Here is a 24,880-nt window from a genome sequence, read left to right as displayed (position 1 = left end):
TATGAAAAAAGCACCCATAAACTTGCTGACCCTGATGCTGCTATTCAGCATTCAGGCAACCGCGCAAACCAAAGGGCTCAAAGATCATTATTCAAACTACTTTCCCATTGGAGTAGCGGTTAGTCCGCGCTCATTAACAGGCGCCGATGCACAGCTGATCACTGCGCAATTCAACAGCATCACTCCGGAAAATGCGATGAAAATGGGCCCCATTCATCCGCGGGAGGATTTTTACAACTGGACGCTGGCTGATTCCATCGTACACTTTGCACAACGGCATGGCATGAAAGTGCGCGGCCACGCTTTGTGCTGGCACGAACAAACACCTGACTGGTTTTTCAAGGATGCTTCCGGCAAAACGGTTAGCAAAGAGGTCCTGTTACAACGCCTGAAAGATCATATAACCACTGTGGTGAACCGTTATAAGGGAAAAATATATGCCTGGGACGTGGTGAATGAAGCGGTTGATGACGACAGTTCGCGCATCCTGCGCAATTCCCTTTTTCACCAGATCTGTGGCGATGAATTTATTGTAAAGGCTTTTGAATATGCGCATGCAGCTGATCCCGATGCCGTGTTATTCTACAATGACTATAACACAGAACGGCCTGAAAAAAGAGAACGGATCTACAAATTGCTGAAGAAGCTGGTTGATGCCAAAGTGCCCATTCATGGGGTGGGTTTACAGGGGCATTGGTCAGTTTTTGAGCCTTCTGAAGATGAGTTGCGCACGGCCATTGAAAGATATTCCTCCCTTGGTTTAAAGGTGCAGGTCACTGAACTGGATGTTTCCGTTTATCCGTGGGAGAAGAACCGCCGCGCCAAAAGGCCTGGTGAGAATGACAGTTTCACCGCTGAACGCGAGCAACAGCAACTGGAGCAATACAAAAAACTGTTCCGCATTTTCCGGGATTACAAAAATGTGATCACCGGTGTTACCTTCTGGGGCGTTTCTGACCGCCGCACGTGGTTGGATGAATACCCGGTCCATGGCCGCAAAAATTATCCTACCCTGTTCGATCAGCAACTAAAACCCAAGAAGGCCTTCTTTGAAGTGATCTCTTTCTAGGTATAACCAGGTTAAGAAATATGCTTGCAGAATATAGGCACATGAAATAAGAAGTAAGAAGTCAACTGATTTTTAAACCTCATACCTTAATCGCTTAGCTCAGTCTTCGTACTTCTTATTTCTTACTTCGTAATTCTTACCCAGGCTGTAGATCCTCGTTAAAAAATCGTATCTTTTAGCAAATAAGCGCTCATGAAAGCATTGTTTTACGGGCTGCTGTTGCTTGCCATACTACCGGTTGCCGCCTTATCCCAAAGCACAAACGAGGAACATAAAACACTTGCCATTGGCTCTGCTGCCCCGGATTTCAAATTACCAGGTACCGACGGCAAAACCTACACCCTCTCCTCTTTCAGGAACGCAGATCTTCTGGTGATCGTCTTTACCTGTAATCACTGTCCAACCGCCCAGGCTTATGAAGACCGGCTCATACAGTTAACGAAAGACTATAGCGCCAAAAACGTCGCCGTCGTGGCCATCAGCCCCAACGATCCACGATCTGTGCGTTTGGATGAGCTCGGCTATACCGATCTGAGCGATTCATTCGAAGAAATCAAGATCAGGGCGCAAAGAAAGAAATATAATTTTCCCTATTTGTACGATGGCGACGCGCAGACTACCGCCAAAGCCTATGGGCCGGTGGCTACTCCGCATGTCTTTATTTTTGACAAGGCCCGAAAATTGCGCTACCAGGGCCGGGTAGACAATGTAGAAAAACCCACAAAAACACCTACAGAATTAAATACGCGGGATGCCATCGAGGCCTTGCTGCAAAACAAACCGGTGGCCATACAAACCACGAAAGTATTCGGTTGTTCCGTTAAATGGGCCGATAAATCTTCGTCGGTTAAAAAAGGATTTGAAGAATGGGCCAAAGAACCGGTGACCGTAAATACGATAGATGAACCTGGATTAAAAGAATTGATAAAGAACCCTTCCGACAAATTACGTTTGATCAACATCTGGGCTACCTGGTGTGGTCCCTGTGTTACAGAATTCCCGGAATTCATTTCCATCAACCGGATGTACCGGCGGCGTGATTTTGAATTTATCAGTATCAGTGCTGATGGCCCGGACAAAAAGGACAAGGTGTTGAAATTCCTGCAGCAGCAACAGGCATCCAATACGAATTATCTCTTCTCTTCAGACGACAAATACAAACTAATTGAAGCTATCGATCCCAAATGGCAGGGCGCGCTTCCCTATACCATCCTGGTAGAACCAGGCGGCAAGATCATCTACGGCAAACAGGGACCGATAGATCCGGCAGTGATCAAGCAAATGATTGTAGACAATCGTCTTATTGGAAGATTCTATTAACTGAAATCGTCGGTCGTGCAACGGCAAACGTGACATGGAAGCCCCGTCAATCGTCAATTACCCACCCGTGCAGCTGCCCGGGGCCTGTAATTATAAGGCGCACCGGTTCAGCAACATGGTTGACATAAGGGCTGGCTAAAGACTAGTACTGTCTGCCAGTCCTTTGTCTGTTCTCCCTGCCAGGGAACATAGCTTTACCAAAACTTTTGAAATTATACATGAAACTAACGAGGAAGAAGCGTTGCAGCACGCGCGTGTAGGTATCTTCAATATGGTTGTCACCCACTGACCGGCTTATGCTTTTATTCTGGTTCAACAGGTCGATACCACTTACCCGCAGCTCGCCATTCTGTTTCCTGAACAGCAAACAGGAAACATACGCATTCCATAAAGGAATAGGCTGGTTGAATCCCTGTGCACGCCCCGTATTGATATAATAATCAAAATCGTTGTTGATCATTATCCGTTTGAAAATGGTATAGGTTACATCTAATGAATAGTGCTGATCAAAATATTTATAGTTCAAACTTTCCTGCACACTGTACCGCGCATCGTTGTAGTTAAAGCTGGCATTGGCCTGCAGATCGAGCTTATCCTGAATAAAATAATTGAAAGATATTCTTTCGCCCAGGCTACGGGTATAATTGTAATTCTTGGCTTTCTCCAGTTCACTTACATCGCGACCCTGCCGCAAGGTAGTAGTAAGGTTCAAATTCACCGGACTGCGCCTGCCGGTGGTTATTTTCTTCAACGGAATGCCAATGGTTCCCGAGACATTGAAACTCTGAGCGCCGTTCAGGTTCACCGGCCTGGTCAGCAGCACGCCGGTATCGAGTGTGCTGATGCCGTTCACGATCTTGTTGTTGATGATACTTCCACCGGCATTGATATTGACGTATAAAAAATTCGTAAGATTGAAGGTGCTGTAAGTGAGGTTGATGTTATGGGTGAACTCCTGTTTCAGATCCGGATTACCGGTACGAATATTCAATGGATTGCTGATATCCTGCACATCCTGCAGCTGGTTGATACCCGGGGCCCTGGTGCTGCCGCGATAATGTAAACGCAGGTTCTTCCGGGGTTTGGGGTTCCAGTTAAAAGAAGCGTTTGGAAAAAAGTTCGTATAGGTCTGGCGCATCGTGCTGTCCTTGCCGGTAGTGGCGCGGTTGCTCAGATTTTCCAGTGAAGCAAAATTCACAGCGCCACCGAACTGATAGTTAAACTTTTCCTTTTTTACCCTGAAATTGGTTCCCAGCCTGTTGGCCGTGAACAGGTTCTCAAAATAATTGGTCATGGGTTTATTGACACTGTCAAAGTCCATCGTCGTGGAATCGTAGTCATAGGTATCGCGGTCGCTGTTGCTGCGATTGATGGTATACGCATAATTCAGTTCCCATACCATACTTGAATCTATCATTTCAGTAACCGAAGTACTGATGGTATTATTAAAGGAACGCGTCAACTGATCGTTGCGCTGCTGGCGGTTCTGTACGCGGGTTTGCGTGCCATCGGCATTGAAGAAATAATAAGGCGACATATTCAACCCATGGCCATCACTGCCATTCAACGACGTATTCCAGCCCATAGTGAAAGTACGGCCCGGTTTATGGAACCGGTGACGGAACAGCAGGTCATTGGTGAAACTTTTTCCTTCCCGTTTATTGGAACGGTCACTTTGCCCTTCAATAGCCTTATACGCCAGTTTTGGATTCGATGCTTCTGTAATGATCGATTCATTGTTCGATGACCTGGCCTGCTGCCAGTTTAAGGTCGGGGTTATCAGCAATGAGTTCATGCTGTCGATCTCATATTCCAGCCGGAAACCAAACCGGTGATTCACATTGGTATTCGAAGTATTTGAAGTTGAGCTGGTGTTAGCTGCAGAGTCATTGGAGAAAAAATTTTGTCTGAAGCTTTCGCTAAAAGTGGTGGTCGTGTTTTGTGAAACAAAATAGCTGCCGGTAAATTCAACCTTTGAGCCCCATCTGTCACGGTAATTGATACCCGTACTCCATGACCTGGTGTTGCCGTTATTGGTAGTGGCGCCGCCGCCACCGCCACGGCCGCCACGGCCCCCACCTCCACGCCCACCGCCTACATTGCCCATTCCGCCCATAGCACTGGTAAGATCGTTGTTGGTAAAACCTACGCGGTTAATATTGTTAGCGCCACCTAGGATCGACACCTGCCGGTCATTATTAAACGTATTGAAGGAAGCGCTTCCTTCATACCGGTCACTGCTGCCTATAGATGCGCTGCTGCGGCCGAATACGCCTTTCTTGCGATCTTTTTTCAGTCTGATATTGATCGTGCGTTTACGGCTGCCGTCATCTATTTTGGTGAACTTGGCCTGATCACTCATATCATCGAATACCTGCACGGCTTCCACCATTTCAGACGACAAATTTTTTGTGGCCAGCTTGGGATCGTTCAGAAAAAATTCTTTACCGTCAACATAGATCTTCGTGATCTCTTCCCCCTGCGAAGTAATGTTTCCTTCCTTATCTACTTCAACGCCGGGCAGCTTCTTAAGCAGGTCTTCAACAGTGGCATTGGGTTTTGTTTTGAAAGAACTGGCCCTGAACTCGATCGTATCTTTCTTCACCGAGATAGGCGGCGCCTGCACGACCACACTGCCCAACATACTCAATGTATCGAGCGACATGAAAACAGTGTCCATGTCAATAGTAAATTGCGCTTGCGTAATTTCCAGTTTCTTTTTATAAGGAGCGTAACCGGTAAATGTAATACCCAACTCATAATTACCCTTTTTGAGGTTCCTGATCTCGAACAAACCTGTTTTATCAACTACGGCAAAACCCATGGCAGATGAATCAACCGGATCGATGATCGTAACGGTGGCATCGGGTAAAGGCAGCTTATTCATGGCATCAACTACTTTACCGCTTATTTTATTTTGAGCAGTAACAAACTGAGCTGTACATAGTAATAGAACAATAAGGGTAACAAACCGCATGCAATCTTATTTGGTTAACTCCAGGTATTTTGATTTCTGATTTTGAGATCTAGAGACCTGCCTGCCGGCAGGCAGGTTTGGAGATTTCTTTTTGCACAGCAGATTTATCAATCGCAAAATCCCGAAATCCAGAAATCAGAAATCCTAATGGCCATTAGACGGGGCATTTTTTGAAATAGTGGCACGAGATTAAAAAAATATTAGAAAGATCAGCGGACAAGGGTAACACTCATTAGTCCAATGACCACATCGTTGGCAATCGTATGAAGACTAATAGATTGGAGCTCTTTACCGGGATCGAGCGGCATATCGAGGATGGTAGCAGCGCCGCCATCGATGGCCATATTGGTGAAACCCTTTATAGTCGTATATTCCTGGGCTGTAGTATATACTTTCCCCGTTTTTAATTGCAGGCGGAGCGGACGCGGCGCATCTGTCGTAAAGCCAAGGCCGTCAATGAAATAGTCCTGCTCGATGGGCCACCAGTTTTGCGGGTTCACGAGCGGCAGCGTATCGGTTGTACCATCTTTATAATGCACCCGCAGCTCACCGTTTTGCAACCGGGTTTGCATGGTATTGGTGGAACCGGCCATTAAATAATACGCATGGCTGGCGCGACCAGATACAGGCACAACAGCAGAATCAGGATAATTATCCCATTTTGACGTGAACAGGATATTCCTGGCTAAAGTATCCGCCGGCGTTGCAAACGGGATATGTTGGGGCAACACAAATTCATTATTGACTGCCCCCTTACGCAAACCTGCATCATCGATAGCCGGTTGTACCAACGGATAACACCAGTTGCCTATACCCTGTACCGGTAACTGCAAGGTGGGTGACTGCGGCCGTGGCGACAAATACGTCTGCCTGAAAATATTAGTCACCTTATCATTGAACAGGTGCGAAAGGTTCAGTTTTTCAAAACGGCTGTTGGCCGTGGCAGATACCTGCCAGTTCAGGATCACCGTGTCTGTATAGCGCCCGTTGCCCCATTCAAAGCGAACATGGTTGCTGCCCGGCACAAGATGTGTAGCAGGTATATTAAAGAGATCGCTTGTTGCATTTGCTGTTAATTGTACTTCCTGCTGATGATCTGTGACACCAGGGTTTACCATGAGCTTACCCGTGATAGCCGCACCATTATTCTTTAGATGAAAACGGAGCTGTTGATCATTGGGATTGCCGGCTGCAATAATTTCAACGGGTTGTTTTACTTCAAAAGCCAGCGGACACCACCAAACCAGTTCGCCCTGCCTTACCTGGATAAAAGCTGTCTTATGGCCAGGGGCACCTTGTACAGTTGCCTGTACCTGGTTACTGGTCAACATGATATTTTGTAACACCTGTTGCGGATCGAAAATAGATTGAATAAAGCCGGCCGGAGAAGCAGCTGTTAATTGCGCGCCCTGTGCATATATGCTGTCATAGCGCATATGCTGAACCGGTGAACCGGCCCATTTAATAACGATCGTATACTGGCTGGCTTTACCGGTTGCCATTTCGATCACAGGTTCGCCTACCGCATCGGGCATGGTATGCCAGTTCACCGGTTGTCCGTTAACGGTTACCGATTCAATGGCATCTCGCCAGGCCCGTACCTGCAATCGCAGGTTCATGGCACGCGGAAAAGAAGGTTTCACGATATACTGATCGCCGGCAGCGGTCCTTTTGAAATCAAGTGTTATATCAGGTGTTTGCAGGGAAGTGTTGTTCCAGGCAACAGGCCAGCCTGGTTTTATCGTAAGTGTGTCCCGCAGTGCATCGGGTAAAATGCCAAACAGCCCTTCTATCAGCGAGCGGCCGGCCATGCCGATGGGATCTGCAAAATCGCGGTACAGTTCGCCGCGGATAGCATCATAATAGGAAAGCTGTTGAAATCCACCGGGGCTCGATGACAGGTACATACTTTCGACGATAGCGCTTTTCCATAACCGGTAGGCATCTGCAGACCGGTTCCCCTGCCAGTACGCCAAAGCAGTATGCAGGTTTTCAGCCAGCGCCACATTGTTCAGTGACCATGTATATGGCTGCCAGTTGGTAGTGGTCAACAGGTAGAGGCCTGAATCGCGCAACCCTTTTGCGAGCACCGGAATATGCGGGATCGATTTATCTACATAACGTAATGCCTGGTAGGCTTTAAATCCATCGGGCAGCCGGCCATCGATGGCATGATAGATGGTCCACAAACCGGGAGCAGGGTGTAATAATTTCTCCCCTAAGGCATCTTTAAATTCGGCATACCAGCCGAGTTCCGGCATCCAGAGCTGGTGATTCACAGCATCGAATATTTTGTTGGCTTCATGCTGATAAGGCGCCGGATCTTCGCCTACTATGGGCGCCAGTTGCGCCGCCACCATGTGGGCGCGGTAATTATAGGCTGAAGAATGCGTAACACCACCCCCACTGTACTGCAGGGCATCGCTGGCCCAGATACAACAATAAGCGTCGTACAGGCCGTCATTATCTGCATCAAAATTCCTTTTCTCCCAGGCCAGATGCCGTTTCAATAAAGGCCATTGTTCTTTTATATACGCTGAATCGCCGGTGTAATAAAAATGCGTTAACAGCTGATCGACAAACACCAGGTTCATATCATAGTGATGCGGCCGTAGATCGCCGTTGGGATTACGGCAGATGTAGCCACTACTGAACATGGAAGTGCCCATTTTTTCCTGCTGCCTTGCCAGGTGCAGGGCAGTATCAAATACAACCGGACCTGAAGCCGGTGTTGTTACCTGTGATAAAGCGTAACTGCTGAAATGCGTTCGGGCGCGGTCGTGCCAACCCAATGCATCGGCCACATAAGCGCCGCGCCAGGCCGGCAGGCGCATGCGCCAGGCAACAGCCCCATGTAAATAGGTAGGCGATTCCCAGATGCCGTCGGCCGCTATACTTAATGCGCCGCCCAATGTATTGATCCAGTGATCAGGCGTAACTATTTTGATCCGGCCTGCCAGTTTTTTACGGGCTGTTTCGGCTGTAGTGAAGATTTGTGCCAGATTGCTGTAGGTATTCCTGATGGTATCAACAGGCTGTATCAAAAAATAGTAGGCGCCATTAGCGACCGTCATTTTACCGGCAATGGCAGGCGTAGCTGATGCCGTGCTTTGATATAATGCAAGCGGATTGTCCTGTTGGGCAGCATCTGTTATACGGATATCAGAAGCGGGGGGTACAATGGCTGCAAGCCGCTTCAGATTTTTGATCTTTACACCGGGTGAATCGTTCTTTGGCTTATACTGTATTTCATACCGTTCTTCTTCCGTTAATACCCGCCCGGTTCCATATAATAGCTGAAAGCTGTTTCTTGTGATCGTATAAAGGTTGTCTTTACAATACTCCGGTTTCAGGTAAAACGACGATTCGGGATCAGCGCCAATGTCGCCATCACGCGAAAACTTTTTACCGGAAGCGCCACCGAATGCCCAGCACAAAGCGGCTTTGCTGCTAACGTTTACGAATTGTGTTTTAATGATCAAACCTTCTGCATCTGCCAGCGCCAGCACCGTGACCTGCATGGAGCCGTTGCCCAGGATCGGGTCTTTTACTTCATACAGCATGGAACCCGGACGATAAGTAGCTTTGATACTTCTCGCTTCCGTTAACCATATGCTTTTATTGCCTGCTATCAATCCAAATTTAAAATTACCGCCCATACCCGGCATGTATAAAGCAAATTCAGGCAGGTCGCCCGCCTCTACCCGGAAGCCGGTATTCGTGCCGTAAAGGGCACGGTTGAAACGCATCTTACCATTTATGGTGATAAAATCCGTTCCCTGTGGCGTATAATGAACAGCCCGTTGTTTTACCGTATGCGATGGCTCCTGTATAACCGGTGTTGACCGATTGGCAGTTACAGATTGGCCATCGACTTTGGCAGGATTGATGAGAGCAAGTAAGGCAATAAAGTATAGAGAATTACGGAACATTGTTGGTGATAGTGGGTCGGTACCTTTATTAGACAACCCGTTCGTTTTTATTGCTGCTTATTGGTAAAGAGTGAATGTTACAGGTTACAAGTTTCAGGTTACAGGGCGCCGGTTAGCAGTTCCCCGATCCCGGGAATTTGTGAACTTCGCTTGGCATTCAGCCATTGCCGCTAAAGCCCTGCAACTTGTAACGTGGAATCCTGGAACCGGTACCGGGTAACCGGTAACTGTATTTTTACTCACTGCTAATTTTCACATTAGAACATTGGCTTCAACCCTTCCCATTTCACCTTCCAGCTCCCGTCTTTCGGGAAACCGGGTGTGGCCGTTTTGTTCTGATCGTAACCGGCACACATCATGGCAACGGCACTTAGCAAACCACCATTGCCGGGCAGGTAAATCGTGAGCCGGTCATCCTGGTAATTATGTCCATTCACGAGGTAGGTGTTTGTTTGTACCGGCATGAACAGGGCATCGATGGCTTTATCAGGCATATTAAGCCGGGTCGCTGTCATCGCCATTAATGGAAAATCCCAGCCCCAGGTAGTTTCCCATTTCCAGACCTTTAAGATAAGGTTATAGGTATTCTTCATGACCGTTGTATCGAGGCGGTCACAGGCAGGCAGTGAGCTATACGCGCCCAGCACGGCCGGATGATCGGTGATGTACCGTTCGTTCGTATAACAATCCGGTGTACTCTCTGTGGCCAGGTATACGCCGTTGGCCTGCGGCCATGGAGACAGTTGTTTAACAATAGCATCCCATTTCTTTTCCCGTGGTAATCCCAACCGCTGGCGCCATTGCTGGGCTACAGTCAGTGCCCATTGCCAGTATGCCAGCTCATAGGTCGGATTAAAGGTCTTCACTGCATCGAAACATTCCTGCGCAGGAATTAATCCTTTGCCCAGGTTGTATCGTTTATTCACGGAATCCCAGGTAGGGAAGGAAGCCATAAAATCGGCTGTTCCAAAAACCAGGTCTTTGTATTTGTTCAAAACCTTTTTATCCTTTTTGGCGCGATACGCCAATTCCGCCATATAGATCAAATGCGGCTGTTGCCAGATGAGGAATGCGCCTACCGATGACGGTGCTTCTTCGCCGGCATGATCGGTCATTTTTTGCCAGCGCAGGCCATCGAAGCCCTGCCGTTTGGCCAACGCACGGGCGCCATCAGCTACGGTGAAATACCAGTTCAGGCTTCTCTCCATTAATTCGGGCCTGCCCCACAATGCATAATGCACTGCATGCCACCAATGCATTTCCAGGTGTGGTTTCCCAAACCAGCTGTTGTAGGTTAAACCGGTTTCCTGGGGCGGATAGGCCGATGCACATTGTACTTTCGTAAGGTATTGCGATAACACGATCCTTCTTTCCAGTTCTTTGGCCCGTTCATTGGTGCTGCCCGACAGATCTATAGCGCCACCGCTTTTCCAGAATTTATTCCATTGAGTGCTGCTGTTGATCTTTGTTTCACTATACGACGGAACCGTATTTTTTATACCTGGTGCAAAATAAAAGGAAGCCTGAAAATCTGTTGCCCCCACCGGTGGTTGAATGATACAATCATGCGCACGGCGCATGCTTACGGAAGCTGCCCGCGTAAAAGTATATTGTACAAAGTAAGTGGTGGTGTCAAGGGTTCTGCGAATAGCGCCGCCAAACGCAACCGGTTTGTACAGCTCGGAGCGGTGTTTGGAACTGTCGCCTTCGAAGGTGCCTACATCCTTGAATTCGCCATTAGGGTATGGGAAATGCAACCGGATCGCAAGGCGCTGTTCCGCCAGCAGCGGTGAGTTGATCTGTACGGATATACCATCCTGTTGCTGATGCGCATACGTTGTTACCACTACGGGAACATCTTCCACCGTGAATTTACTTTGCAATTCACCCGTCCACATATCCAGCTGCTGATCTATTTGCTGAATGTCTTCAATAGTAGCCAGCGCCCCATTCTTTTTTGTGATCTCGAAACCGATATTACCCAACTGCAACCGGTGCGGATTCACCCGGAAGTATTCAACAGCCTTTCGGCTGCGCTCGGGTTCTTTCACCTGCACACAATAAGTGATCTTCTTTCCATTCAGCTCATACTCTTTGAGCGTCTCTTCGCGGCGGTATTTTTCCGTATTGGGAAAGCTGTGCCAACCCCACTCCGACTGGGTACCTAAAGGAACACCTTTCTGGTAGTAAGCCGGAAAGCTTTGCAGTCCGGTTACATCGGCCGTAAATGCAAACTGACCGTTACCAACCGTCAATGAACCCAGCGGATCGGGTTTGTTAATACGGATCGTATTTCTGCGAACGACGGCCTCTCTATCGATAGCCCCCTGCTGCGCCATGCCATTACTTGCGGCAATACCAAATACTAAAATCGAGATCAATGTTTTCATAATCGTGAATCGTTAATCGGGAATCGTGAGACGGCAAACGTGAAACGGCAAACGCTTAACCTAAAGCACTATTAAACGCTTACGTCTATCTTCTTAGCTGTTACCCTCCTTCTCCGCACTTCCTTTTTTCGAACTTGTATACTTTTTAACTGAATGACTTACGAACTAAGAACTTTGAACTGTAAACTTTGAACTATGGAACTTTAACCGCCTGCCTCGCAAGTAACTTCCATTGTCCTTTTTGTTTTTGCCAAACCAGCAATATATTCAGTTTAACAGAGCCGGGATTACCGCTATCGTTGGTGGTGGCAGCTAATACATGGCGTACAATCGCCGCATCTCCCGACACTGAAACGGTCTGATTGGTGAGATCGATCGTCACAAAATCTGATTTCCCGGTAACAATATTCTCTACGAACGATGCTTTATCTTCAACCCGGCCGCTGCTGTGGCCATAACTCAACTGATCGGCAGTAAGATTCTGCAGACCCGCTTTATCGCCATCGATCATGGCCTTACGCAATTTCTCTACGGCTGCGCTTACAGCTGCTTCCTGTTTGCTTTGTGCCATTGCTGCATTCATAATTCCGGTCAATACAATGAGATAAAAGATTCGTTTGATCATATTGTTCATTTTAATGGTTTGATGAAAAGTTGTTTGGTTGAACTGAAGTTTCGAATTTACTTCATACCATCGAACCAGCCAACAATCAAACCATCCGTCTATTCATCTTTGTTAACATACTTTAATGACGCAATCAGATCTTCACAGCATACACCTGCGTAGTGCCTTCAAAGTTGGCTCTGAAAATGATCCACTTTCCATCGGGGGAAAAATGCACATTGGGCTCCAGTTTATAATTATGGTGCTGCATGTTCACCAGTTTCTCCGATTTAAAATGATCTCCCTCCGGTCTGAACAAATAGATCCATCGCCCGTCGGGTGCTTTTGCTACCTGGCCGGGATCACCGCCGTCACCGGCAAATAATTTCTGATCGCGTGATGTGGTGAAGTGAATGCTCCATTCGTTGCGATCCAGTTTATACTTTTTCTCTTCCAGCGATCTTACATCTACACCTGCTACGAAAAATGTGCTGCCACGAGGCTGTTGCAGGTCAAACCAAATGGTCTTACCATCGGGTGAAAACCACTCATGCCCGGCTATTTCCATATCCATGGTACGCTTGTGCATCAGCTTTGCTTTTTCCTTGCTGGCATTGCGAATATCAACTGTCCAGATACGATTGACCTTGTGCCAGGGCCCTTCGTGGCAGAACATTAATAAATTAGGGTCGGTTGAAGAAAATTGCACATGGTTTAACCAGGCGCTGTCAGTAAACAGTGGTTTCAGTTGTTTGCCATTGATGTCAATAACAAACAGGGTACGGGGCAAACGGGCCTCGTAAATCTTTTGAAAGTAGTCGTGTTTAGCGGGGTTCTTCCTGTAAATCTCTCTTTCAGCATCTGTGCTGCGGTAGCCGGCCAGCAGGGTTTCATCGGCATTTACGGTAGTGACGCTGGCTTTAAAATCGGCGGGAAATACAAATACCAGATCTGTCTTTTTTGTATCTATATTGGTCACGAACACACTGTCTTTGATCTGATAGTAAACGTTATGCCCTTTAGCACTAACTATTTCGCCATTCATCGGTGAGCCCTGGTTGGTAATTTGTTCAACCTTGCGTGTTTTCAGGTCAACCGTATACAATTGACGGCGGCCGGTGCTTTTGCTGCTGTCAGTGTTATAAAAAACCATCTTATCACCAACGAACGGATTGTTATGAAAATAAAAGCTGGAATTACTACCGGGCAGGTTGGTGAGGCGTACAATAGTATGTTTGGTAGAAGCATCGATCCATGTATCGGGCATTGGTCTTTGGGAACCGGTTTCCAATACAGGTTGTGCAGCAGCTGCGAATGATGTAAGGCTGATAAAGGCAAAGAATAGTTTTTTCATATAGAAGCTGTTTAAAAAAAGTCCGGAAGACAATTACAAAGGATGTAAACTGTTTCCGGACTTTCTATCTTATCTGATCGATGGGTGATCTGACTCTTCAATATCCTGCACTGCGTTCAATCAGCTTAGTAACCTTTGTTTTGTTCATACAAGCCCGGCTTTACATCCAGTTCCGATTGCGGTATTGGATATAAGATGTAATTTTTATCAAAAGGTTGCATTACCCGTTGTACATCTTCTGCAGCTATCCATGACGGCATAACGGTTTCCACCAGGCCACTGCGAACGAGATCGTGCCAGCGGCTTCCTTCTGCTGCAAATTCTTTCCTTCTTTCTTCCATCAGTTGAGGAAGGGTTACGTTTGCTATCGGATCTAAACCTGCGCGGTTCCGTACCTGGTTAACAATAGCATCTACATCGGCTTGTGAACCGGGAGCACCTTTCAAAATACATTCTGCTTTCAGCATTAAAATATCGGTAAAACGCAACGCGATAAAATTGATCGGCCAGTCGAGCCGGTTATTCCTCGGCACTTTTGTAAGATCGATGTACTTTTTAAAGAAGGAACGGCTTTCCGGAACCCCATTCGCCACATAACCCGATTGAATGGAGAATGCTTTCCGGCTATCAGCTGCCTCATAAGCGTTCAACAAGTTGGTTGATACCGGCCTGATGGTTAAACCACCCTGTGTTCCGAAGCCAAGTTCCTGGAACCAGTTATCGGGTGCAAGCAGCCAGGGAAAGGTACCACCTGTTATGGGGTTTGACCCATTGTTATATTGCACATCAAATACAACTTCGGCATTGTTCTCATTGGTGTAAGAAAAGATATCCGGATACTTCGCCAGGAAAGAATATTTTTTGCTGTCGATCACTTCATTCAGCAAGGTAAGCGCCTGGTTCCATTCATTTAACCCTAATCCCGGCCCTTCAATACCATAGGTGGGTCCTGAGCGGGTCATATGTACCAATGCCAGTATGCTTTTAGCTGCATATTTGGTGGCCCTTCCCTTATCGGCAGCATCTTTATAAACATCGGGCAAGTTGTCGGCAGCAAATTTCAGATCAGCCATGATGAAGTCATATACTTCAGGCACGGAGCTTCTGCCAATCTCCAATGCTTCATTAGCCAACACAGGTTTATCAATGATCGGCAGTTTCCCAAACCATCTTACCAGGTCGAAGTAAAAGAAGGCGCGCAGGAATCTTGCTTCTGCTTCCAGGCGGGTCCTTAATGTAGCATCGGCAATGATACTTTCACCTTTCAGGCTTAATTGTTCCAGCACCTGGTTGGCCCTGGAAATGGCACTGAAATTTCCTGTCCACGCTTCTGCCACGTATGCATTGCCGGCAATTGTTTTATGAAAACTGTTGATCCCCTCCCACTCCCGAACACCACCGTCTGATACTGCATATAAATTATCCGACCTGGTTTCCGATAAGTTCAACAGTCTGTCTGGATAGGTTCTTAATCCATTATATGCCGCGTTTACGCCTTGTACAAAATCTACAGTTTGTTTATAAAAAGTTTCGGTAGGCGCCTCTGAAATTGGCAACTGGTCCAGCTTCTTCTCACAGGCGCTCAGCAAACCCACGGCTGCCATCAATGAAATTCCAATTATTTTTTTCATCTGAATATTTATTGTGTTTTTGCAGATGGTTATCAGCATTAAAAAGAAAAGTTTACACCCAGGATCAATGATTTTGGCAAAGGCAGACCACCATAATCGCCTGGTTCCAGATAAAATTCGTTGCCGCTCAGATCGGTATTATTAGCCTCAGGGTTCAAACCGCCTTTGTATTTATCGTGGCCAAAGAAGTTCTCAGCAGTGATGAACACGCGGGCCCCCTGGATATTCTTCGATTTAATTAACCGGTTGAGGTCATAACCGAGGGTGATCATGCGAACCCTGATATAATCTGAAGAATATAACCAGTCGGTATTGGCGATCTGTCCAAACGTTGAAAAGGCTTTACCTACTTTACCTGCACCCGGGTCATCGGGCGAACGCCAGCGGTCGCGATAAAAGCCCAATGCATTATCAACGACGCCCTGTCCCGTTCTGCCGAGGGCGCGTCCCAATAAAGAATAAATGGATCCGCCTTTTTGTCCCTGCACCAGCACCGTTAGATCGAATCCATTCCAGCGTATATTATTGGTGATACCATACACATAATCAGGATTGGGATGTGCTACTATCTGGCGGTCATTCAGGTCAATGACGCCATCGGGGGTGAAATCTTCGTATTTGGGGTCACCCACTTTTTGCGGTCCGAACAGGGCCACTTTTTTATCGATGTCTTCCTGGGTGAGGATGCCGATTTGTTTTACCACATAGATACTGTACATGGGTTCACCCACCCGTAAAATAGAGTGTTGGGCACCGGCATAAGCAGAAGGGATAATGATCTGGTTTTGCCCGCCGCTTAATGAAACTATCTTATTCGTATTATGGCTCAGGTTAAGTGAAGTGGTCCACTGAACAGGTCCTTTTACAAGGTTCCGTGAAGTGAGTTCAATTTCCCAGCCTTTATTTCGTGATGAACCCGCATTCGTAAGCTGCGTACCAAAACCCGTTACCCAGGGAATGGGCACATTCAATAATAATCCGGTGTTCAGTTTGTTGTAGATATCGAAAGAAGCACTGAGGCGGTTATTCAAAACGCTCAGGTCAATACCCACATCGAAGGTTTCCGATTTTTCCCAGGTAAGATTGGGATTGGCGATCCTGCCCTGCGCCTGGCCCAGCGCAGCCCCTCCGTTCAGTGAATAGTTATAAGGCGACAGCACTGCAATGCTGCTGTAATTGCCGATGTTGTAGTTGCCGGCTTTACCCCAGCTGGCTCTCAATTTCAGATCATTGATAAAGGAAACTGTTTTCATAAAATTCTCGTCGGATATTCTCCAGCCGACAGAAGCACTGGGAAACCATCCCCAATGGGTATTGCTGCCGAAACGGCTCGATCCATCGCGGCGTAAGCTGGCTGAAAACAGGTATTTGCCATCAAAAGAATATTGCACCCGGCCAAAATAGGAAAGCAGCACATTCCTTTGTTCAAACGTTTCGCCGGTATATCCGTTCGCTGCATTCAGGGTAATGACGTTATCCCGGTTATAGCCACCGTTTGAGGCTAGCCGCTGGTTATCGTATTTTTCAGTATTATAAGAGTAGCCTGCCAAAGCCGAGATATCATGTACGCTGTTAATTGTTTTGTTGTACGAAAGCGTATTCTCATTTACAAACGTGAGCTTTTTATAACTGGTGAAGGAGCCGCTTGAACGTATGGTGAGGTCTTTCTGGCGGGTAGCCAGGGCATTGGTCACCTGGTATGGCGTAAAGCTCTTGGCGTCCTGGTCTGTATTATCCAGGTTAAGTGTTGTTTTGAAGCTTAAACCCGGTACGATCTGGTATTCACCAAAAACCGAAGTAATGGTACGAAAACGTTTTGTCTCCCCGATGATCTGTTGCAACTTTGCGATGGGACTATTCGTTGAAGTGCTCCAAGGGTACTGACCATTATCGCCTGCATTGGGATATAATCCCATGCTCTCTTCCTGTACAGGGGTCATGCTCAGGAGCTGGTGAAATATATTATCCTTGCCTTCAACACCCGGATCATTGATGATCGAATAGGTAGGCGCCAGGTTCAAACCGAGTTTCAATTTTTTGGTAGCATTTACTTCCACGTTGGCGCGGGCCGAATAACTGGTATAATCGGTGTTGATCACCATGCCCTCCTGTTTGGTCATGTTGCCAGACACATAATACCGCACTTTATCGGTACCGCCGCTTAATGAAACCTGGTGGTTTTGCGTAAGGCCTTTGCGAAATGCTTCGTCCTGCCAGTCGATGAACCGCAAACCCGGATATCCTTCCTGCGCCCACCTGGGATCAGTCATATAGTTCGTATTATATTGACCCGGCTGAATGGGGGAAGGCAAATTTTTATTGAGCAACTGGCGCCGCGTTTCGTAATCGTCGCTGGCAGTGGCGCCCTTTGAACCATAGTCGGCAACATATTTTGCGTTGATCATTTCTGTGGCCCGGTCTATCCACTCCTCTGCATTCAGCATGTCGAGCTTCCTGCTGGGTTCCACAAATCCAACATTCCCACTGTATTCAATTCTTGCGCGGCCCGATTTACCGCGTTTGGTAGTAATGAGCACAACGCCGTTGGCAGCGCGCGAACCGTAGATGGCTGCTGCTGCAGCGTCTTTCAGTACCTGGATGTTCTCAATATCATTGGGGTTCATATTGTCGAGCGGGTTACCGGCAGCATAATTACCGGCCGAATTCGGCGAAGCGGGCGACAGTGGAAAACCATCAACCACATACAATGGTTCGTTACCGGCTGAGATAGAACCAGTACCACGAACCTGAATGCTGAAGCCTTTACCCAGCGCGCCGCTGGTTTGTTTAACGGCCACACCGGCCATCTGACCAACCAGTGCCTGATCAACCCTGGTTACCGGGCGCTCATCCAGTTTACTGGCATCGAATTGTACAGTGGCTGCAGTTACATTCCGTTTCTTTTGAGTTCCATAACCGATCACCACCACATCGTCAAGTGTATTCTTTTCTCCGGCCAGTTGAACGGAAACAAAGGATTCTCCCTTCAGTGGTACTTCCCTGGCGGTGAAACCTACTGATGTAATTACCAGGGTCTCATTGCCCGTAGCCACTGAAACAGAAAAAGTTCCATCTTCTTTGGCGCTCGTACGCTTGTCTGTACCCTTGATCTGCACGGTGGCGCCGGGTACTGCACTGCCTTTGTCGTCTGTGATCTTTCCGGTAACGATCTTGCTGCTGTCCTGTGAATGCGCGTGAAAAACAGTAAACAGAAGTAATAAAGGTATTAACCAAATACCCCCTGGTTGAAGTTGCGGTACTCTCATATTGGCACTATTTATAGTTTACAATCGCCTGATGTTACTAAAATTAGGATTGCCTGTTTCAACGTTCATCCTGTTCCATCCTGTCTAAATGGAATTGGTAACCGCTGAAATCAAATGAATTGTAATCTGTACTTTTCTAAAAGATCCGGCATAAAAAACGGAAAGAACTGCTATGGTTGATCTTCCTTACGGGTATAGAAAAATGGATCATGCTACAAATAACCTGGACCGGCACGGCAGTGAAAAGGGAGCTTAAATTATCGTTTAAAATACAATTATAATGCCTATTACTTGTCCGGCTAAAATATTCCTTTAATTGTCAAATTAACCTTTCCGGGAACGATTGCGTACTTCACGACAACCATACGGGATGCTTCAGGACAGTTTTTACTAATGGAATTTTAATTTTAGTATTCTAACTGCTATAACCAAAACGAAACTGACTTGCCATGCTGCACATTACGACGGCAGCTATCACCTCAGGTGTGATAGCTATTGCCCAAACCTTAGCTTCATTTCCACTATTGTTTCATTTACCACCATTTGACCGGAAGACAAACCACCCGCTCCTGAGCCCTTAGGGGATCTTACAGGCTATTCATTTACATACGGCTTTTCTTTTACGACTAAATAATCAACACTTGCCATGGTGAAATCAATTCAACCATTCCTGTTCCTTATTGCTTCCTGCGTACTACTGGTTAACTGCCGGAAAAAAACATGGGAAGAATTTTACGAACGCCCCGGTTCCATGGAACCGCCCATTTATCAGCAATTAGAAGCAAATGGCAACTTTAAACAGTTGCTTGCCTGCATTGATAAAGCAGGTTACAGGCACACGTTGAGCGCCGCCGGTTACTGGACTTTATTTGCGCCCAATGATGAAGCTTTTGATAACGACGCTGCATTCAAAGCATTTCTGCAAAGCAGGAAGATCAGCAGCATACAGGACATCGATTCTACCACAGCACAAATGATCGTGCAATACCTGTTGGTGTACAATGCTTTTGAAAAAGACAGGCTGGATGATTACCAGTCAACCACCGGATGGATAGAAAACTCGTCGTTTAAAAGACGCACCGCCTATTACACCGGCTTCTATTCAGACACCACGATCTCCGGCCAGGTGGTCAAAGCCATTGCATCGAACCGGAACGGGGTGAACAGCTATGTTCCGGCTGACAACAATAATAAATACATCCCATTCTTTACCGACAGCTATTTTACCGCCAAAGGGTTGTCGTCTGCAGATTATAATTACTTCTACCCGGGCACTTCCTTTGCCGGTTTCAATGTGGCCAATGCAAAAGTTATCCGGGAGAATGTGGCCGCAGAGAACGGGGTGATCCATATCATTGACCATGTGATAACCCCGCCGCCCAGTATCGATCAATACATAAAAACAAAACCAGAGTTCAGTGAATTCAATAAGCTGTTCAATCAGTTTATGGTACAGTTTGTACTCAACAAGGAAGCCACACGCCGTTACCAGGTGCTCACCGGCAGCAGTGACAATGTGATGTTGAAAGAATATCACTTCCAGCTGGCCTTCTCACCCAATAACGAAAATTATTTAAAACTACAGGACAACGATGGCCAGCGCGACGGGTGGACGATGTTTGCGCCGCACAATGATACCCTCATGAGTTATATCAACCGGGTACTGCTTGAAAATTACCCGTCGGTAAGCGCATTGCCCTTCCAGGTAATTGCCGACCTGTTAAATGCGCATATGTGGCAAACCACGGTATGGCCTTCAAAATTCAGTTCCACCTATAATTACCTGGGTGAAGCCGCGCAAATGAATAACCAGTCGAACATCATTGACAAAAAGATCCTGAGCAATGGTATTTTTTACGGCACCAATAAGGTGAATGAACCGAATGTATTCTCTACCGTATTCGGCAAGGCCTATCTGAATCCGCACTATTCCATTATGACCCGTTTGCTGAATATGGAATTAAGGGATGTGATCACAAACCCCAATGCCCGATTCACCATCTTCATGATGCCTGATTCTGTACTGGCCAAACAGGGTTACAGTTTCAATGTAGCGTCCAATGAATGGCGATATGTGAACCCCGCCACCGGCGCCATATCGAACAACGACTCTAACCGCATCAACCTGTTGCGCATTTTAAACACCGGCGTTATTGAAACGCCCAATAATGAATTGAACAACCTGGGCATACCCGGTACCGAAGGCATCATCAGTTCCTATGGACTGGAATATATAAAATATGATGGCAACCAGATCATCACGGCTGGTACAAAAGACAGGGGTTTAACGGTAACCTTTGATCCGGCCCAAATAAGAACCGCCAAAAACGGCAGGGTGGTGTACCTGAATAACCTGCTATATTTCACCTATACGCCTATTGGTAAACACCTCGAGGCTCTCGGCACAAAACCAAATTCGCAATTCGAGCTTTTCTGGAATTACCTGAAGAATGCGGCCAATATATACGATGCAGCCAGCGGCAGTATTGCCGGAACTTCAGCAGGAACCTTTTATACCATATTTGTCCCTGACAACAATGCGGTGCGCCAGGCCATTTCAGATGGTTTATTGCCGGGGACAGCAGCATCGCCCAACTATACGCCCACCAGCACCGATGAAAAAGTAATGGTGGAAAAATTCCTCCAGTATCACATCCTCGATAAAAAATCGGTGATCGCCGATAAAAAAGACGAAGGCGATTTCAACAGCCTCCTGAAGAACAGTGCCGGTGATGCGGTTCCCATACATATCTCCTACACAGGCACGACGATGGAACTGACCGATGTCTTTGGCAGAAAAGCCCGCCTCGTTGCCAACGAAAGCAACCAGCTTTCGAACCGTACGGTGATACACCTGATGGACAATTATTTTAAATACTATTAGGGTGAATGGTGAATGGTGAGTCGGCTCACTACGGTTCAAAAACCTTGATAGTCGCGATCCTCGCTATTGTTGAGAGAATTAAAACATTCGTGAACCAACTCACCGCTGACCACTCACACGCACGATTGTTGAATCGCGAAAAAACTGAATAATAAAAGGCACAATATGAACATTTATATAACGCTGATAATAACCTGCTTTCTGCTGGCCGGTATTCCGGGAATTACAGCGAACGCACAGAACGCCGCTGTTACAAAAACAATACAGGGCAGAGTTACCGATGCCAGGAAAAGGCCCCTGCAGGATGTAACGGTAGCTGAAACAGATCAGGACAGCCGCACCATCCGCGCCGTAAAGACCGATATCGATGGCAATTTTGTAATTAAGGTCACCAGCACAAAACATAAACTCAGTTTTTCCAATATCAGCTATTCTTCGCAGGAACTGAGTATTGGCGACAGAACCGTATTTAACGTAACCCTTGAAATGTCGGCCAGGGAAATGGGAAGTGTGATCGTAGTATCACAAAGAAAAACAGACAATGGCATGGTTCCCATTCCTGAAAAGAACCTCACCATTGCCGCTTCCCGGATCAGTGCGAAAGAAATGGAAGAAATGCAGGCAGCCTCCATTGACCAGGCATTACAGGGACGTTTACCGGGTGTTGATATCACCGCCTCTTCGGGCGATCCGGGCGCAGGACTGCAGATCCGGATCCGCGGTACCTCTTCCATCAACTCATCGGTTGATCCCTTGATCGTGGTAGACGGTATGCCCTATGAGACCGCCATTCCTTCGGACTTCAATTTCGGCGCCGCTGACGAGGTGGGCTACGCGCAGTTATTGAACATTGCCCCGTCAGATATCAGGGACATCACGATCCTGAAGGATGCTGCCGCCACAGCCATCTGGGGATCGAGGGCCGCCAATGGCGTAATTGTCATTTCCACCAAACGCGGTTCTGTGGGTAAACCAGCTGTTACCTACACCTTCAAAGGTTCTGTCACCAGGCAGCCGGAAGCGATCCCCATGCTTAGCGGCGATCAGTATTCAACCCTTATTCCCGAAGCGTATATGAACGGGACAGGCACACCGCTGAATACCCAGGCAGTGAAGGAGTTTCAATACGATCCAAACGATCCGTACTGGTATTACAACTACAGCAACAATACCGACTGGATAAAAGCCATAACCCAATTAGGGTACATGCAGGACCACAATATTTCCATGAACGGCGGCGGTGAAAAAGCGCGGTACTTTGCCTCACTCGGTTACCTGAACCAGACAGGTACCAACATCGGCACGTACCTTAACCGCATCAATACCCGCATCAACCTCGATTACATCGTATCCCAACGCATTCGCATCAAATCTGACCTGTCTTACTCATACACAGATAATAATCGGAACTATGGCGAAAACCTGCGCGATATCGCTTACCGCAAAATGCCTAACATGAGCATCTATGAGTACGATGAATACGGCAACAATTCGGGCAACTTCTTTTCACCGGCTTCCAACATTCAGGGCTCCTATGCCGGACTGAACAGCAGGAACGAGATCCTGGGAACCGTTAACCCGGTTGCCATGGCCAAAAATGCGAAGAACAATATCATCACCCAGCGGGTTACGCCCCACTTCAACCTGCAATTTGATATTAAAAAGGAAATATTGATGGCCACCTTCGATGTACAGTTCGATATTAACAATACCAAGAACAGGACCTTCTTACCGCAAACAGCCACCGGCAGGCCCTGGACAGAAACATCTGTTAACAGGGCCTACGATGGGGACGTGAACGTGTTCAACGTACAAACAAAAACGAACCTGGTATATACACCCCGCTTCAAGAACGACAACCACTCGCTGATCACATTTTTGTCGTTTCTGACGTACGACAATAAAAGTGTATCGCAGGAAGTAATAACATCCAACACCGCTTCTTCGGTATTACAGGATCCTTCTATACCATCCCGCTCACAGAGCGGCGATTCAAAGCTCACCGCCGGTATGGCGCAAACCAGGAGCGTTGGCCTGCTGGCAAGTGCACAATACGGCTTTATGGATAAATATATCATCAACGTAGGGTTGCGGGGTGATGGTCACTCGCGTTTTGGCGCCAACAACCGCTATGGCCTCTTCCCTTCCGTTTCGCTGCGCTATAGAATATCAGATGAGGAATTTTTCAAAAAGGCTATCCGCCATGTCGATGACCTGAGCTTCAGGGCCAGCTATGGGCATAGCGGCAACGCCCCGAGAAGGGATTATTCTTTTTTTGGCACCTACAGCACTTTCGGCTGGAACTACCTGGGCCAGTCGGGCGTGTATCCCTCGAACATGGAATTAAAGAACCTGCGCTGGGAAACAATTATTGGTAAGAACGTAGGTATCAACCTCAGCATGTTCCAGCGAAGGATTGCGCTGGACGTGGAAGTATATCACAACAGAACAAAAGATATGTTCTTCGACGGACTGCAGATCTCTTCTTTCACCGGGTATGACAAAGTGAATATGAACGTAGGCACCATGGATAACCAGGGCTTTGAGATCGGCCTGAACACGATACCATTCAAAAACACCAACTGGCAGGTTGATCTTAACTTCAACATTGCCCGCAATGTGAACATCATCCGCGAGATCTCTGAATACTATCCGCGCGACAAAGGCGACATAACCCAAAACGGCCAGTACAAGACCTATATGCAGGTGGATAATCCCTTCGGTTCCTTTTATGGCTTTCGCTACAAGGGGGTGTATGCCGACCGGGAGGCAACCATTGCCGGCGATGGCACCGGTAAACCCATTGTAGGGCCCAACGGACAAACAGTTTACATGAAATTCAATTATCCCAGCATCAATTATACTTTCCAGCCCGGCGACGCCATGTATGAAGACATTAATCACGACGGCAATATCAATTACATGGACATCGTATACCTGGGTAACAGCAACCCCAAATTCACCGGCGGTTTTGGAGCTTCTGTAACCTATAAAGGCGCCTGGAAACTGACCTGCTTCTTTAACTACCGGTATAAGTATGATGTAGTGAATGGCACAATGGTCAATACCACCAATATGTATTATTTCGATAACCAAAGCACTGCCGTGTTAAGAAGATGGCGCAAGGAAGGGGATGTTACTGACATGCCCCGCGCCATGTACCGCACCGGTTACAACTGGCTGGGATCTGATCGTTACGTAGAGGACGCCTCCTTTCTCCGGTTCCGCTCCCTCACGCTGCGCTATACCGTTGCTCAAAACCTGGTGAAAAAATTAAAAGTGAAGAACCTGAGCGCTTATATCACCGGTGAAAACCTGTATACCTGGACGAAGTACACCGGGCAAAACCCGGAAGTTACGCTTCGCGGCAGCGACCCCTTCAGGGTGGCAGTGGATTATTCGTTTACTCCACCGGCCATCATGTGCACGCTCGGACTGACCGCAACCTTTTAA

The 24,880-nt window shown here is 47.2% G+C and carries 11 protein-coding genes; 4 read left to right on the top strand and 7 right to left on the bottom strand.

The window, feature by feature from the left end; all coding sequences use genetic code 11:
- Position 1: 1 nt before the first annotated feature.
- Both JUB15_RS01970 and JUB15_RS01965 read left to right on the top strand, forming a co-directional pair.
- The gene (locus JUB15_RS01970) at positions 2 to 1,069 is read left to right on the top strand and encodes an endo-1,4-beta-xylanase (protein ID WP_242696161.1); all 1,068 of its coding nucleotides are present in this window, start codon (positions 2 to 4) and stop codon (positions 1,067 to 1,069) included.
- 192 nt (positions 1,070 to 1,261) lie between these two features.
- Positions 1,262 to 2,389, top strand: coding sequence for a redoxin domain-containing protein (locus tag JUB15_RS01965; RefSeq protein ID WP_207510638.1), 1,128 nt, complete (start codon positions 1,262 to 1,264; stop codon positions 2,387 to 2,389).
- Positions 2,390 to 2,531: 142 nt separating this feature from the next.
- Here the strand turns inward: JUB15_RS01965 and JUB15_RS01960 are convergent, their stop codons facing one another.
- The 7 genes from JUB15_RS01960 to JUB15_RS01930 all read right to left on the bottom strand — a co-directional run bounded on the left by JUB15_RS01960 (position 2,532) and on the right by JUB15_RS01930 (position 18,543).
- Positions 2,532 to 5,366, bottom strand: a complete 2,835-nt coding sequence (locus JUB15_RS01960) for a TonB-dependent receptor domain-containing protein (protein WP_207510637.1) — start codon at positions 5,364 to 5,366, stop codon at positions 2,532 to 2,534.
- A gap of 209 nt (positions 5,367 to 5,575) precedes the next feature.
- Entirely contained in the window at positions 5,576 to 9,298 is a 3,723-nt protein-coding gene (locus JUB15_RS01955; protein WP_207510636.1) for a DUF4450 domain-containing protein, read from the bottom strand.
- Positions 9,299 to 9,555: 257 nt separating this feature from the next.
- Positions 9,556 to 11,688, bottom strand: a complete 2,133-nt coding sequence (locus tag JUB15_RS01950; RefSeq protein ID WP_207510635.1) for a hypothetical protein — start codon at positions 11,686 to 11,688, stop codon at positions 9,556 to 9,558.
- Between the two features lie 193 nt (positions 11,689 to 11,881).
- Positions 11,882 to 12,313 carry a nuclear transport factor 2 family protein gene (locus JUB15_RS01945; RefSeq protein WP_207510634.1) on the bottom strand — a complete coding sequence of 144 codons (432 nt, stop codon included), beginning with the start codon at positions 12,311 to 12,313 and terminating at the stop codon, positions 11,882 to 11,884.
- Positions 12,314 to 12,446: 133 nt separating this feature from the next.
- Positions 12,447 to 13,646, bottom strand: coding sequence for an oligogalacturonate lyase family protein (locus JUB15_RS01940; protein ID WP_207510633.1), 1,200 nt, complete (start codon positions 13,644 to 13,646; stop codon positions 12,447 to 12,449).
- Positions 13,647 to 13,771: 125 nt separating this feature from the next.
- Positions 13,772 to 15,277, bottom strand: coding sequence for a RagB/SusD family nutrient uptake outer membrane protein (locus JUB15_RS01935; RefSeq protein ID WP_207510632.1), 1,506 nt, complete (start codon positions 15,275 to 15,277; stop codon positions 13,772 to 13,774).
- Positions 15,278 to 15,315: 38 nt separating this feature from the next.
- Positions 15,316 to 18,543: a SusC/RagA family TonB-linked outer membrane protein gene (locus JUB15_RS01930; RefSeq protein WP_207510631.1), complete on the bottom strand. Its 3,228-nt coding sequence runs from the start codon at positions 18,541 to 18,543 to the stop codon at positions 15,316 to 15,318.
- A gap of 646 nt (positions 18,544 to 19,189) precedes the next feature.
- Between JUB15_RS01930 and JUB15_RS01925 the strand changes: the two genes are divergently transcribed.
- Together JUB15_RS01925 and JUB15_RS01920 are read left to right on the top strand one after the other, a co-directional pair.
- Positions 19,190 to 21,427 (top strand): fasciclin domain-containing protein, encoded by a 2,238-nt coding sequence (locus JUB15_RS01925; protein WP_207510630.1) that lies wholly within the window; start codon positions 19,190 to 19,192, stop codon positions 21,425 to 21,427.
- Between the two features lie 165 nt (positions 21,428 to 21,592).
- The gene (locus JUB15_RS01920; protein ID WP_207510629.1) at positions 21,593 to 24,880 is read left to right on the top strand and encodes a SusC/RagA family TonB-linked outer membrane protein; all 3,288 of its coding nucleotides are present in this window, start codon (positions 21,593 to 21,595) and stop codon (positions 24,878 to 24,880) included.

The organism is Longitalea luteola, assembly GCF_017356035.1.
Classification (GTDB): Bacteria; Bacteroidota; Bacteroidia; order Chitinophagales; family Chitinophagaceae; genus Niastella; species Niastella luteola.
This window is presented reverse-complemented; position numbering and strand designations above follow the sequence as displayed.

Excerpts from the sequence above, each read along its gene's own strand:
- JUB15_RS01970 (WP_242696161.1), top strand. The coding sequence starts at position 2 with ATGAAAAAAGCACCCATAAACTTGCTGACCCTGATGCTGCTATTCAGC.
- JUB15_RS01965 (WP_207510638.1), top strand. The coding sequence starts at position 1,262 with ATGAAAGCATTGTTTTACGGGCTGCTGTTGCTTGCCATACTACCGGTT.
- JUB15_RS01960 (WP_207510637.1), bottom strand. The coding sequence starts at position 5,366 with ATGCGGTTTGTTACCCTTATTGTTCTATTACTATGTACAGCTCAGTTT.
- JUB15_RS01955 (WP_207510636.1), bottom strand. The coding sequence starts at position 9,298 with ATGTTCCGTAATTCTCTATACTTTATTGCCTTACTTGCTCTCATCAAT.
- JUB15_RS01950 (WP_207510635.1), bottom strand. The coding sequence starts at position 11,688 with ATGAAAACATTGATCTCGATTTTAGTATTTGGTATTGCCGCAAGTAAT.
- JUB15_RS01945 (WP_207510634.1), bottom strand. The coding sequence starts at position 12,313 with ATGATCAAACGAATCTTTTATCTCATTGTATTGACCGGAATTATGAAT.
- JUB15_RS01940 (WP_207510633.1), bottom strand. The coding sequence starts at position 13,646 with ATGAAAAAACTATTCTTTGCCTTTATCAGCCTTACATCATTCGCAGCT.
- JUB15_RS01935 (WP_207510632.1), bottom strand. The coding sequence starts at position 15,277 with ATGAAAAAAATAATTGGAATTTCATTGATGGCAGCCGTGGGTTTGCTG.
- JUB15_RS01930 (WP_207510631.1), bottom strand. The coding sequence starts at position 18,543 with ATGAGAGTACCGCAACTTCAACCAGGGGGTATTTGGTTAATACCTTTA.
- JUB15_RS01925 (WP_207510630.1), top strand. The coding sequence starts at position 19,190 with ATGGTGAAATCAATTCAACCATTCCTGTTCCTTATTGCTTCCTGCGTA.
- JUB15_RS01920 (WP_207510629.1), top strand. The coding sequence starts at position 21,593 with ATGAACATTTATATAACGCTGATAATAACCTGCTTTCTGCTGGCCGGT.